Annotated in this window: 14 protein-coding genes and 2 tRNA genes; 12 read left to right on the top strand and 4 right to left on the bottom strand. The window is 64.8% G+C overall.

All coding sequences use genetic code 11. The annotated features are described in order from the left end of the window. Positions 1 to 192 precede the first annotated feature (192 nt). From yghX to EYE42_RS15520, 5 genes are all read left to right on the top strand, one after another. Complete coding sequence (gene yghX / locus EYE42_RS15540) at positions 193 to 1,089, top strand: YghX family hydrolase (RefSeq protein ID WP_130992223.1); 897 nt, start codon at positions 193 to 195, stop codon at positions 1,087 to 1,089. Between the two features lie 88 nt (positions 1,090 to 1,177). Next, positions 1,178 to 1,468, top strand: a complete 291-nt coding sequence (locus EYE42_RS15535) for a ribbon-helix-helix domain-containing protein (protein ID WP_130992222.1) — start codon at positions 1,178 to 1,180, stop codon at positions 1,466 to 1,468. 96 nt (positions 1,469 to 1,564) lie between these two features. Next, the gene (locus tag EYE42_RS15530; RefSeq protein WP_130992221.1) at positions 1,565 to 1,960 is read left to right on the top strand and encodes a VOC family protein; all 396 of its coding nucleotides are present in this window, start codon (positions 1,565 to 1,567) and stop codon (positions 1,958 to 1,960) included. A gap of 56 nt (positions 1,961 to 2,016) precedes the next feature. Further along, positions 2,017 to 2,538 carry a gluconate 2-dehydrogenase subunit 3 family protein gene (locus EYE42_RS15525; RefSeq protein ID WP_130992220.1) on the top strand — a complete coding sequence of 174 codons (522 nt, stop codon included), beginning with the start codon at positions 2,017 to 2,019 and terminating at the stop codon, positions 2,536 to 2,538. A 14-nt stretch (positions 2,539 to 2,552) separates the two neighbouring features. Then, positions 2,553 to 4,127 carry a GMC family oxidoreductase gene (locus EYE42_RS15520; protein ID WP_130992219.1) on the top strand — a complete coding sequence of 525 codons (1,575 nt, stop codon included), beginning with the start codon at positions 2,553 to 2,555 and terminating at the stop codon, positions 4,125 to 4,127. A 104-nt stretch (positions 4,128 to 4,231) separates the two neighbouring features. On the opposite strand, the gene EYE42_RS15515 is transcribed toward EYE42_RS15520, so the two are convergent. Next, on the bottom strand, positions 4,232 to 4,735 hold the full coding sequence (locus EYE42_RS15515; protein ID WP_130992218.1) for a ferritin-like domain-containing protein: 504 nt from the start codon (positions 4,733 to 4,735) through the stop codon (positions 4,232 to 4,234). Between the two features lie 172 nt (positions 4,736 to 4,907). Between EYE42_RS15515 and EYE42_RS15510 the strand changes: the two genes are divergently transcribed. The 4 genes from EYE42_RS15510 (at position 4,908) to EYE42_RS15495 (ending at position 7,879) form a co-directional block, all read left to right on the top strand. Further along, positions 4,908 to 6,761 (top strand): ABC transporter ATP-binding protein, encoded by a 1,854-nt coding sequence (locus EYE42_RS15510; protein WP_130992217.1) that lies wholly within the window; start codon positions 4,908 to 4,910, stop codon positions 6,759 to 6,761. 112 nt (positions 6,762 to 6,873) lie between these two features. Then, complete coding sequence (locus tag EYE42_RS15505; protein ID WP_130992216.1) at positions 6,874 to 7,434, top strand: outer membrane protein; 561 nt, start codon at positions 6,874 to 6,876, stop codon at positions 7,432 to 7,434. A gap of 67 nt (positions 7,435 to 7,501) precedes the next feature. After that, a tRNA-Trp gene (locus EYE42_RS15500) sits at positions 7,502 to 7,577 on the top strand. Positions 7,578 to 7,696: 119 nt separating this feature from the next. Next, positions 7,697 to 7,879, top strand: coding sequence for a hypothetical protein (locus tag EYE42_RS15495; protein ID WP_246020852.1), 183 nt, complete (start codon positions 7,697 to 7,699; stop codon positions 7,877 to 7,879). On the opposite strand, the gene EYE42_RS15490 is transcribed toward EYE42_RS15495, so the two are convergent. Together EYE42_RS15490 and EYE42_RS15485 are read right to left on the bottom strand one after the other, a co-directional pair. After that, entirely contained in the window at positions 7,869 to 8,246 is a 378-nt protein-coding gene (locus EYE42_RS15490; RefSeq protein ID WP_130992215.1) for a DUF5615 family PIN-like protein, read from the bottom strand. The genes EYE42_RS15495 and EYE42_RS15490 overlap by 11 nt on opposite strands. Beyond that, a complete protein-coding gene (locus EYE42_RS15485; protein ID WP_165455823.1) occupies positions 8,247 to 8,888 on the bottom strand; it encodes a DUF433 domain-containing protein in 642 nt (213 codons plus the stop codon). It abuts the gene before it with no gap. Positions 8,889 to 9,040: 152 nt separating this feature from the next. On the opposite strand from EYE42_RS15485, the gene EYE42_RS15480 reads away from it, so the two are divergent. Next, entirely contained in the window at positions 9,041 to 9,325 is a 285-nt protein-coding gene (locus EYE42_RS15480; protein ID WP_130992213.1) for a hypothetical protein, read from the top strand. Between the two features lie 24 nt (positions 9,326 to 9,349). Here the strand turns inward: EYE42_RS15480 and EYE42_RS15475 are convergent. Continuing rightward, positions 9,350 to 9,423 (bottom strand) — tRNA-Cys (locus EYE42_RS15475). A gap of 122 nt (positions 9,424 to 9,545) precedes the next feature. Between EYE42_RS15475 and EYE42_RS15470 the strand changes: the two genes are divergently transcribed. Both EYE42_RS15470 and EYE42_RS15465 read left to right on the top strand, forming a co-directional pair. After that, positions 9,546 to 10,199 (top strand): protein-L-isoaspartate O-methyltransferase family protein, encoded by a 654-nt coding sequence (locus tag EYE42_RS15470; RefSeq protein WP_130992212.1) that lies wholly within the window; start codon positions 9,546 to 9,548, stop codon positions 10,197 to 10,199. Beyond that, positions 10,196 to 11,590 carry a TolC family outer membrane protein gene (locus EYE42_RS15465; protein WP_130992211.1) on the top strand — a complete coding sequence of 465 codons (1,395 nt, stop codon included), beginning with the start codon at positions 10,196 to 10,198 and terminating at the stop codon, positions 11,588 to 11,590. Before EYE42_RS15470 ends, EYE42_RS15465 begins: the two co-directional genes overlap by 4 nt. The last annotated feature ends 14 nt before the right edge of the window (positions 11,591 to 11,604 follow it).

Here is an 11,604-nt window from a genome sequence, read left to right as displayed (position 1 = left end):
CACCGTCGGCGCCGGCGTGGTCAGCAAGATCCTCAAGTAAGGACGGGGCGGGGCCAAACCCCGCGCCACCCTCGCAACAACACACAGGGCCGCCCCAAAAGGGCGGCCTTTCGTCGGGGGGGATCACGTCGTCGTGACCACCACGGCATCCAGTGCAAGGCTAGGATGAACCATCCCTTCGGAGGTCCTTCAATGTCACATGACGGGCGCAGGCGCGCTGCCGATTTCGATCCGCGCATTCTGGAAATCTTCGACGGATACGTCCACGGCGCGCTCAGCAAGCGGGATTTCCTGCGCCAGGCCGGGCAATATGCCGCGGCCGGTGTCACCGGCGCCATGATCCTTGAGGCATTGCAACCGAACTATGCCTTGGCCCGGCAGGTCGACCCGGACGACCCCGCCATCCGCACGCAAACCGCCAGCTATGACAGCCCGCAAGGGCATGGCCGCATCGAGGGGCTGATGGCGCGTCCTGCAGATGCGGGGGACAAGCTGCCCGCGGTCCTGGTCGTGCACGAGAACCGGGGCCTCAACCCCTATATCCAGGACGTTGTGCGGCGGCTGGGCAAGGCCGGATATCTGGCCTTTGGCCCCGACGGGCTGACCCCGCTGGGCGGCTATCCCGGCACCGACGAGCAGGGTCGAGAGATGCAGGCCAGTCTCGATCCCGCCAGGCTGATGGAGGATTTCTTTGCCGGGTTCGAATATCTGCGCGATCACCCGGATGCGACCGGCCGGGTGGGGGCGGTTGGGTTCTGCTACGGCGGCGGGGTCTGCAACGCCCTGGCCGTCGCTTATCCCGATCTGGCCGCGTCGGTGCCCTTTTATGGCCGCCAGCCCGATACGGCGGACGTGCCGCAGATTCGCGCGCCCTTGCTGCTGCATTTCGCCGAAACCGACGAGCGGGTGAACGCGGGCTGGCCTGCCTACGAGCAGGCGTTGCGACAGCACGGCAAGGACTTTCAGGCCCATGTCTATCCCGGCACGCAGCACGGGTTCCACAACGACACGACCCCCCGTCATGACCCCGAGGCCGCGGACCTGGCCTGGCGACGTACGCTGGAGTTCTTTGCCCGGCATCTGGCCTGAGGCGGCCGGCGGCTGGACAAAAGGCCGCGTTGACCCGCATCGGGTTCTGCCGCAAGATCGGTGGCGCGAACAAGGACGGATCAAGCCGATGTGCCAGATCTTCGCGGGGCAGCACCCCGACCGCTATGAAACCGTGACCCGCCGGCTGCGGCTGAACGGGCAATCGACCTCGATCCGGCTGGAACGGGCGTTCTGGCACATTCTGGACGACATCGCCGCGCGCGAGGGGGTCTCGACCCCCGCCTTCATCTCGAAACTCCATGCCGAGGTGCTGGAACTGCATGGCGAGGCGCGCAATTTCACGTCGCTTCTGCGCTGTGCCTGCACCATCCATCTGGGCGAGGACCAGCAGATGCCGCAGGCCATCGCCGCGGAGTAGCGGGGCGAATAAAAGACGGCTGTAGTAATCCGATACTACCCGCGCCCATCTGTGATTCCCTAGCCTGAGGCGAAGAAAAGGCAACAGGGGCTTGGCATGGCGAAATATGTCCACTCGATGATCCGCGTTCTGGACGAGGCGCGTTCGGTCGAATTCTATGACCGCTGCTTTGGCCTGAAGGTGGCCGAGCGGCTGGATTTCCCGCATTTCACGCTGGTCTACCTGTCCAACGGCGAAAGCAAGGTCGAGCTGGAGCTGACCGTCAACAAGGGCCGGACCGAGCCCTATGACCTGGGCGACGGCTATGGCCATGTCGCCTTTACGGTCGATGACGTGGATGCCGAACATGCCCGGATCACCGATCTTGGTCATGCCCCGCGCAAGCTGGTCGATTTCGCGCCGGGCGGAGAGGTGATCGCGCGGTTCTTTTTCATTGCCGATCCTGATGGATACCAGATCGAGGTCATTCAGCGGGGCGGCCGTTACGCATGATGCGCAGCAGGGGAGGGGAGACCCCGGCGGCGCAAGAACAGGTAAGGGAGGAGAGAATGTCCCAATTACGCAAGCAGGGCCTGACCCGTCGTGCACTGCTGTCGCGCGCCGTGGCGGCCGGTGCCTTGGCGGTCGCCGGGCCTGGCTTCATCGCCGCGCCCGACGCCGCATGGGCGGTCGAGGTGACGGCTGTCAGCGAACACCAGATGGCGACGCTGTTGCAGATGGCGCGCGACATCTATCCGCATGACCGGGTGGGCGACCGATTCTATGCCGTGGCGGTCAAATCCTATGACTCGCCCGAGCAGAAGGACGTGGTGGCCGAAGGCATCGCCATGCTGGACGAGGCCGCCAAACAGGCCGGCTTCGACAGCTACCTGTCCGCCGGGTGGGAGGATGACCGCGTCGCGATCCTGCGCAGCATCGAGGACACGCCCTTTTTCCAGACCGTTCGGGGCGGGCTGGTGACGGGCCTTTATAACCAGAAGGACATCTGGCCGATCTTCGGCTACGAGGGCGAGTCATTCTCTCAGGGCGGTTACATCGACCGCGGCTTCGACGACATCGACTGGCTGTAGGGGGGACATCCATCATGGCACAGGCAGCCAAATTCGAACTGACCGACGACAGCGTGGTCGTCATCGTGGGCACTGGCGCGGGCGGCGGGGTGCTGGCCAACGAACTGGCGCAAAAGGGCGTCAAGGTCGTGGCCCTCGAGGCGGGCGGGCGCTATCTGCCCGAGGATTACGTTAACGACGAATGGGACAGCTTCGGCCAGCTTGCCTGGACCGATCCGCGCACGACCAGCGGCGACTGGCGGGTCGCCAAGGATTTCAGCGGGCTGCCCGCCTGGATCGTCAAGGCGGTGGGCGGCACCAGCATCCACTGGGCGGGCGCATCGCTGCGGTTCCAGGATCACGAATGGAAGGCGCTGTCCACCTATGGCGCGGTCGATGGGGCGAGCCTTTTGGACTGGCCGATCGACGCCGCCGAGATGGCGCCATGGTACGACAAGGCCGAGGCCAAGCTGGGCGTGACCGGCGTCGGCGGCCGCGCCCGCCTGCCGGGCAGCAACAACTACAAGGTGTTCGAAAAGGGTGCCCTGGCGCTGGGCTACAAGGATGTCCATACCGGCAACATGGCGATCAACAGCGCCGATTATGACGACCGCATGGCCTGCCAGCAGACCGGCTTCTGCTTCCAGGGCTGCAAGTGGGGCGCCAAGTGGTCCACTGCCTATACCGACATCCCGCGCGGCGAGGCGACCGGCAACCTTGAGGTGCGCGACCACGCGCATGTCGCGCGCATCCTGCACGACGACACCGGCAAGGTGACGGGGGTCGAATACTTCGACAAGGACGGCAATCTTCAGATGCAGAAGGCGCGCATCGTCGCGGTTGCGGGAAACAGCTTTGAAAGCCCCAGGCTGCTGCTGAATTCGCACAGCAGCATGTTCCCCGACGGACTTGCCAACCAGTCGGGCCAGGTGGGGCGCAACTACATGCGTCATACCACCGGGTCGATCTATGGCACCTTCGAAAAGCCTGTGCGCATGTGGCGCGGCACGACCATGGCGGGCATCATCCGCGACGAGGCCAAGCACGATCCGTCGCGCGGGTTCGTCGGCGGGTACGAGTTGGAAACCCTGTCCCTGGGCCTGCCCTTCATGGCGGCCTTCCTGGATCCCGGCAACTGGGGCCGCGAATTCACCACGGCGCTGGACAGCTATGAGAACATGGCCGGCATGTGGATCGTGGGTGAGGACATGCCCCAGGCCGACAATCGCGTCACCCTGTCCGACACCGAGGACAAGTTCGGCCTGAAGGTCGCCAATGTGAACTTCAGCGACCACCCCAACGACGTGGCGATGCGCAACCATGCCTATGACCGGGGTCAGGCCATCTACAAGGCGGTCGGTGCCACACGCACCCTGCCGACGCCCCCCTATCCGTCCACGCACAACCTGGGCACCAACCGCATGTCGGAACGTCCCGAGGACGGCGTGGTGGATCGCAACGGGCGGGCCCATGACGTGCCGAACCTGTTCGTGTCGGACGGCAGCCAGTTCACCACCGGGGCGGCGGAAAACCCGACGCTGACCATCGTGGCGCTGGCGATCCGGCAGGCGGATCATATCGCAAGGGAAATGGCTGCGGGCAACGTATAAAGGCCCGCGCCCGGTTCACACGGAAAGGACGGGCATGGAAATGCCCGTCCTGTTTCGTCTGCGGTTTGCCAGGGCGATCATTCCGACAGCCCGGACGTGCTGCCTTACTGGCCGTCAACCGCGGCCTGGTTGACGCCCCCTTCGGCAATCCTGGTCATGTGTTCGTCGCCGCTGTGTGTGTTGTCCAGGCATTCCTGCAACCGGGCCCCGTCATCGTCATGGCCCAGACGGTTCGCAAAGGTCCGCACGCAGCCATAGCCTGCGATCGCGTAATGGCTCAGCCGCTGGTATTGCGTGATGATGGCGGCGTCCTGGGTATCCTCGTCGCCGAAGTCCTCCTCGATGGCATGCTTGCGCGCCTCGATCACCAGGCCCTCCATGCCCCGGCAATGTTCGCCGGTAGGATCCGCGTCGTGCTTGTTGCAAATCTCGGCCAGGATCTCCATCCCGCGCGAGATGCCCTGGTTGCCGGCGATCAGGGCTTCGGACAATTCGCGCGATTTGGCGGCGCGGCCCATTTCGGTGACGACCGACATGGACTGCTTGCAGGCCGAGTACAGGTCCTTCAACTGATGAATATACAGGTCTTCAAGGTTCTTGATGGCCATGATGCGCGTCCTTTCGGGTGACAGGCTGTGTGACGGCTGAAACGTCGCTGCCGTCGCATCGTTCCGCCCGCCTGCACGGAACCTGCGGCGACCCTGCGCCTTGACACCGGACCCGCCGTGGTCCAGCGCTGCCTGGCCAAGGCGCGCTGTCCGCCACAACCCGGTGTTTCCCATGTTTGCGTGGTTCGAACGACGCATAGACCCCTATCCGCCAGAGGCGCCCGACATGCCGCCGCGGACGCTGATTCGCTTTGTGCTGCATTACAGCCGGGGGGCATTGCCGTGGCTGGCGCTGCTGGCGGTGGTCTCGTCCTTGATCGCCGCGACCGAGGTGATGCTTTTCGGCTGGCTGGGCGAGATGATTGACCGGTTGTCGCAAACCCCGCGCGACCGGTTCTGGGACGAACAGGGCGGGCGGCTGGCCTTCATGGCGCTGGTGCTGCTGGCGGTTCTGCCGGCGCTGAACCTGCTGGGGTCGCTGGTGATGTATCAGGGGCTGATGGGCAATTTCCCGCAGCGCATCCGCTGGCGCGCGCACCGATACCTGCTGCGCCAGTCGGTCGGCTATTTCCAGGACGAATTCGCGGGCCGCATTGCCCAGCGGCTGATGCAGACCGCGCTTGCCGTGCGCGAGGTGGCGATGAAGGTGACGGACGTGGGCACCTATGTCGTGATCTATTTCCTGGGCGCGCTGGTTCTGGCGGCCGGACAGGACTGGCGGCTGGCGCTGCCCTTTCTGGCCTGGGTCGCCGCCTATGGGGGGATGCTCTATATCCTCATTCCCCGGCTGGGGCGGATCGCGCAGGCCCAGGCCGATGCGCGGGCGGGCATGACGGGCCGCGTGGTGGACAGCTATACCAACATCGCCACCGTCAAGCTGTTCTCGCATTCCTCGCGCGAAGAGGACTGGATGCGCGACGGGATGGACGCCTTTCTGCAGACCGTTTACCGCCAGATGCGGCTGGCCAGCATCCAGGACATTGCGCTGAACACCATCAACGTGGCCCTGATCGCATCCGTCTCGGGCGTCGGGCTGTGGCTCTGGTCCGTTGGCCTGGTCGAGGTGGGCGCCATCGCGGTGGCCGTGCCCCTGGCCTTGCGGCTGAACAGCATGTCGCACTGGATCATGTGGGAATTCGCCGCCCTGTTCGAAAACATCGGCACCGTGCGCGACGGCATCGCCAGCCTGGCCCTGCCGCGCGAGGTGCGCGACGCCCCCGATGCCAGGCCCCTGGTCCGCGGCCCCGGCGCGGTCCGGTTCGACAACGTCACCTTCCGCTATCGGGGTGTCGAGGGCGCGCGGCCCATGGCGGTGCTGGACGACCTGACCCTGCATGTGGCGCCGGGCGAACGGGTCGGGCTGGTGGGCCGGTCGGGGGCGGGCAAATCGACCCTGATCAACCTGCTGTTGCGGTTCCACGACATCGAAGGGGGCCGCATCACCATCGACGGCCAGGACATCGCCCGCGTCACCCAGGACAGCCTGCGCGCGGCCATCGGGGTGGTGACGCAGGACAGTTCGCTTTTGCATCGGTCGGTCCGCGACAATGTCGCCTATGGACGCCCCGACGCGACCGAGGCGCAGATCGCAGCAGCCCTGCGCATGGCCGAGGCGCAGGATTTCGTGCCGATGCTGTCCGACAGTCAGGGCCGCCGGGGGCTGGACGCCCATGTCGGCGAACGCGGCGTGAAGCTGTCGGGCGGGCAGCGTCAGCGCATTGCCATTGCCCGCGTGGCGCTGAAGGATGCACCGATCCTGATCCTGGACGAGGCGACAAGTGCCCTGGACAGCGAGGCCGAGGCCGCGATCCAGTCGCGCCTGGACGTGCTGATGGCGGGCAAGACGGTGATTGCCATCGCCCATCGCCTGTCCACCATCGCCGCCATGGACCGGCTGATCGTGATGGACGAGGGCCGCATCGTGGAACAGGGCCGCCACGCCGATCTGCTGGCGCGCGGCGGGCTGTATGCCCGGCTCTGGGCGCGTCAATCGGGCGGGTTCCTGACGGACGACGCCGTCGCGTGACCCCTTACCACGCCGCTTGCAGCAGGGGGTGGAAATCGGGGTCCGTCGCAACCTCTTCCTAACTATTTTGCCCTAACAAGGGGTCGATGCCTTTGGCCCTTGGGAGAATGCCTTGAAACATGTCCTTCTTGTTCTGGGCGCCGTGGCTGCGGCACCCGTCCTTGCCGCCGAGCCGACGATGCCCGCGCCCCTGCCTGCGCCAGCCGATGCGTCCGACTGGGGCGGCTTTCATGCCGGGGTGCAGATCGGCCGGACCGACAATATCCTGACCTATCAGGGCCGGACCGTTCCATCCGCCGATACCCATGCGCTGGGGATTCATGCAGGCTTCGCCACCGATTTCGGCCCCTATGTTCTGGGGATCGAAGCCGACTTCGGCCGGTTCCTGGGCACCAGCGGCGATCTGGCGCGACTCAAGGGCAGGGCGGGCGTGGATCTGGGCCGCTTTCAGCCCTATCTGGTGATCGGCGCGGCGCGCCTGTCGGGCGACGGCCTGCTGGAAACGGCTCCGGTCTTCGGCATGGGCACCGACTGGAAGGCGACGGACCGGCTGACCCTGGGGATCGAATACACCATCCAGGAATTCGAGGACGCGCGGATGAGCAGGCTTGGCCTTCTGGACCCCGACCTCCGGATGGAGCTTGTGCATCTGCGCATGTCCTGGCGGTTCTGACGGCGGGCCTGACCGGCGTTTCCCGGCTTGACGGGGCGGGCGGCAGACCCTATCACCCCTTCACCGCAGGGGTTTAGCTCAGTTGGTAGAGCATCGGTCTCCAAAACCGAGGGTCGTGGGTTCGAGTCCCCCAACCCCTGCCAGGTTTCCATCCGGACAAACGCCCCTGCCCCCCGCATCGTCTTGCGCGCGCGCCAGCCTGCGCTAACCTGATGTTCACGATTGATCGGGCATCAAGACCCGATGCAACGGGGGCGGGGGCGTGACAAACCATCTTTATTATGGCGACAACCTGCGGGTGCTGCGCGACCACATCACCGACAGCAGCGTGGACCTGATCTATCTGGACCCGCCGTTCAATTCCAACGCCAGCTACAACGTGCTGTTCCGTAGCCCCGCGGACGACCAGTCGGCGTACACGGGAAGGTTCGGGGTCAGCAAGTAACGGATATCTTGTCCTTGGCTATCGTTATGGTGATCGGCGAACCATCAGCCCGGATGACGGTGAACTCAATCATGTCCATGACAATCCTCAGCCTCCTAGCGCCTTCTTCTTCTGGGCATGAGAAGCCGATCCGGCTAAGTTGTGCAAAGCGTTCTTTTCTGAATCGCTGCTGGTTGAAGTCGCGATCCCAACTCACCAAAATGCGCTTCGCACGCATTGCCGCCTCTGCAACGACTGGATCTGGAGCATCGGCAGCCATGATATCACGAACGCGGACAACATCGTGACCCGCTTCTATCAAGGCATTGCCGACTGAGTCGGGTACATTGGCGTCCGTCAAGAAAGACAGAACCAGGCGCTTGGCCATTCAGGCAGCGGCCTTGTCTGACCAAGCTTTGGCAGCCTCAATGTCATCCAAGGTCAGAACCGGAAACTCTTTGATTATTTCAGCGGCTGAAAAGCCAGCGTCGAGATAGCGCTTCACAGCAGCTACTGGAACCCTGGTTCCGGCAAAAACAGGCTCGTTCTGCAACACGAACCTGGCATGAACGATCTTTCCTTTTTCGCCCTGCTCGCGCTCGTTAAGCGATCGTATAGCGGAACGGGCATCAGAGATCGCAATTCTCAGCGGAATGTCCAGAACCCGCTGTCCGCTGACGATCTCCTTGCGCTCGTTAGTTCGAGGATCGATGAACACCACGCGCTTTCCCAAGACATAGAGGGTCGTCGCAGTCCATTTGGAGTCGCCAAAACCAGAGAGTTTATGCGACACCTTTTTCAGGTGCTGCATGGACACCATGTGTTTGTTTCTAAGTTCCCCAAGTACACGCAAGGACACGATGTCACGGAACGAATAAATCCGGCTGAAGGGAAGACGCCTGTTCTCGGCAGCATAGCTAGGATGCAAAAAGCCAGACCGGTCCCAACTGCGCAATTGCCCGACTGAAAGCCCGGTCAGGCGAGCAGCATCTTCTTCCCCGAAGGCGCCAATGACGCTATCGTCGTCCACAAGAAACCTCCGCGGCATACAGAACGCGATCTCATAAAGGATAGATGATCCATCGGAGTCGTGCCGTCAACCAAATCGGCCGAAATTCATTTCTCATGTTTCCGCGGCGACAAAGGCGGATCATCTCGGTCAAGAGCACAGGTTGCGATCCGATGATCCGCGACCTGCGTGGCGTGATCGAACGCGAGGGCGCCCCGATCGGCGTGTTCCTGACCCTGTCTGATCCGTCGCGTCCCATGCTGACCGAGGCCGCTGGCGCCGGGCAATACACCCTGCCGGGCACCACCATCGCGGTTCCCCGCATCCAGATCGTCACCATCGAACAGGCCATAGCTTTGCGCGACCGGGCCGTGCAGATCCCGCTGGCCCGCGCCGATACCTTTCGCAAGCCTGCCAAGGAGGAGGACGCCACCCGCCAGCAGGCGCTGGACCTGTAGCTGGCTAGATCGTGCAAGACCCCCTGGAGGCGGGTACCGGAATCGAACCGGTCTTCACGGATTTGCAATCCGCTGCGTAACCTCTCCGCCAACCCGCCGTTGCCAAGGGTCCGGATGGCATAATGGATCGGCGGGCGGGGCGCAAGACGGGACGTGCGGCGTTGCCCAGCAGGGGAAATCGTGCGAATAAGCCCCAAACGGCTTGCAGAGGTTCCCGGACATGACCGACTTTGCCGCGCGGCGCACCATGATGGTGGACACGCAGGTTCGCCCCAACGACGTCACCCGGTTTCCCCTGATCGAGGCGATGCTGGCCGTCCCCATGGAGGATTACCTGCCGGCCGCGCTCAGGACCGTGGCCTATTCGGGCGAGAACCTCGATCTGGGCGGCGGCCGCGTCCTGCTGGAGCCGCGCACCCTGGGCAAGATGGTGGACCTGCTGGACCCCCAGCCGGACGACCTGGTTCTGGATCTGGGCTGCGGCTATGGCTATTCCTCGGCCGTTCTGGCGCGCCTGGTCCAAGCGGTCGTCGCCATCGAGGACAACCCCGACATGGCCGCCGAGGCCGAGCGCCGCCTGTCAGAGGCGGGCGTCTTCAACGTTGCCGTCCTGAACGCCCCCCTGTCCGAAGGGGCTCCGGAGCAGGGGCCCTATGACGCCATCCTGGTCAACGGCGGGGTCGAGGAGATGCCGCCCGCGATCCTGGGCCAGCTCAAGGACGGGGGCCGGATCGTCGCGCCGTTCCTGGAAGGGGCGCTGGGCGTGGTGCGCGTCGGGCATTGCATCCACGGCCGCGTCAACTGGCGCTATGGCTTCAACGCGCTGGCGCCGCTGCTGCCGGGGTTAAAGCGTCAACGGAGGTTTGCGCTATGATCGGAAAACGTCGCCTGGCCGGAATTGCGGCCGTTGTTCTGACGGTGATCGGCGGCACGGCCCGCGCTGAATCCCTGGCCGATACCATGGTGGCGGCCTATCGCCATTCCGCGCTGGTCGAACAGAACCGCGCCGTCCTGCGCGCCGCAGATGAGGACGTGGCCACCGCCATCGCCGCGCTGCGCCCGGTGATCGACTGGACCGCCAGCCACACCGTCAGCCGCACCGAGGGGCTGTCGGACTATAACACGGCGCGTTCGACCACCCTTCAGATCGGCGCGCAGATGCTGCTTTACGACTGGGGCCGGTCGCAACTGGCCATCGACGCGGCCAAGGAACAGGTCCTGGCCACCCGCCAGGGTCTTGTTGCGGTTGAACAGGACATCCTGCTGGCATCCACCGTCGCCTTTTTCGACATCCGCCAGGCGACCGAGCGCGTGGCCTTGCAACAGAACTCGGTCGAGGTGCTGGGTCGGGAACGGCAGGCGGCCCAGGACCGCTTCGACGTGGGCGAGATCACCGTGACCGACGTAGCCCTGGCCGATGCGCAACTGGCGGCGACACAGGCGTCGCTGGCCTCAGCCCAGGGCGATCTCGAGATCGCGCGCGAAGCCTATCTGGCGGTGACAGGCCGTTTCCCCGAACGCCTGGACGCGCCCCCGCCGCTGCCCCGCCTGCCGGGATCGGTCGATGAGGCGCGCGCCATCGCGCAGCGCAATCATCCGCTGATCGCGCAGGCGCAACGCCAGGCGGCGGCGGCCGAACTGGGCGTCGCAGCGGCTGCGGCGGAACGCAACCCGTCGCTGACGGGCAATCTCACCGCAGGTGTGACGCGCAGTCCCCAGCAACTGACGGGGGAATACGACAACCGCAACAGCGCCTCGGTCGGGTTGCGGCTGAATCAGACGCTGTATTCGGGGGGGCGCCTGCCCTCGGCGCATCGCCGCGCCATGGCACAGCGTGACCAGGCCCGCGCCGGCCTTTTGAATGTGTCGCGCCAGATCAGCCAGCTTGTGGGCGAATCATGGGCCAATATCGGCGTGGCCCGTGCCCAGATCGGGGCCATCGACCAACAGATCGACGCCGCGCAGCAGGCCTACGAGGGCGTGCGCGAGGAAGCGTCGCTGGGCGCGCGCACGACGCTGGACGTTCTGGACGCCGAACAGTCCTTGCTCGAGGCGCGGGCCGACAAGATCACGGCGGAAGCCAGCCTGCAATTAGCACATTATCAACTTCTGGCTGCTATGGGTCGTCTGACGGTAGAACACCTGAACCTGGGGATTCCGACATATGACCCTTCGCAGTACTACAACGCCGTGCGTGACGCGCCTTACACCAGCCAGCAGGGCGAAAGCCTCGACCGCGTGCTTCGGGCAATCGGCCGCAACTGATCCGTCGATCCGCG

This window comes from Paracoccus subflavus (assembly GCF_004310345.1).
Lineage (GTDB): Bacteria > Pseudomonadota > Alphaproteobacteria > Rhodobacterales > Rhodobacteraceae > Paracoccus > Paracoccus subflavus.
This window is presented reverse-complemented; position numbering and strand designations above follow the sequence as displayed.

Coding starts and splice junctions, on each gene's coding strand:
- EYE42_RS15530 (WP_130992221.1), top strand. CDS start 1,565: ATGGCGAAATATGTCCACTCGATGATCCGCGTTCTGGACGAGGCGCGT.
- EYE42_RS15470 (WP_130992212.1), top strand. CDS start 9,546: ATGACCGACTTTGCCGCGCGGCGCACCATGATGGTGGACACGCAGGTT.
- EYE42_RS15465 (WP_130992211.1), top strand. CDS start 10,196: ATGATCGGAAAACGTCGCCTGGCCGGAATTGCGGCCGTTGTTCTGACG.
- yghX (WP_130992223.1), top strand. CDS start 193: ATGTCACATGACGGGCGCAGGCGCGCTGCCGATTTCGATCCGCGCATT.
- EYE42_RS15490 (WP_130992215.1), bottom strand. CDS start 8,246: ATGGCCAAGCGCCTGGTTCTGTCTTTCTTGACGGACGCCAATGTACCC.
- EYE42_RS15515 (WP_130992218.1), bottom strand. CDS start 4,735: ATGGCCATCAAGAACCTTGAAGACCTGTATATTCATCAGTTGAAGGAC.
- EYE42_RS15520 (WP_130992219.1), top strand. CDS start 2,553: ATGGCACAGGCAGCCAAATTCGAACTGACCGACGACAGCGTGGTCGTC.
- EYE42_RS15525 (WP_130992220.1), top strand. CDS start 2,017: ATGTCCCAATTACGCAAGCAGGGCCTGACCCGTCGTGCACTGCTGTCG.
- EYE42_RS15480 (WP_130992213.1), top strand. CDS start 9,041: ATGATCCGCGACCTGCGTGGCGTGATCGAACGCGAGGGCGCCCCGATC.
- EYE42_RS15510 (WP_130992217.1), top strand. CDS start 4,908: ATGTTTGCGTGGTTCGAACGACGCATAGACCCCTATCCGCCAGAGGCG.
- EYE42_RS15535 (WP_130992222.1), top strand. CDS start 1,178: ATGTGCCAGATCTTCGCGGGGCAGCACCCCGACCGCTATGAAACCGTG.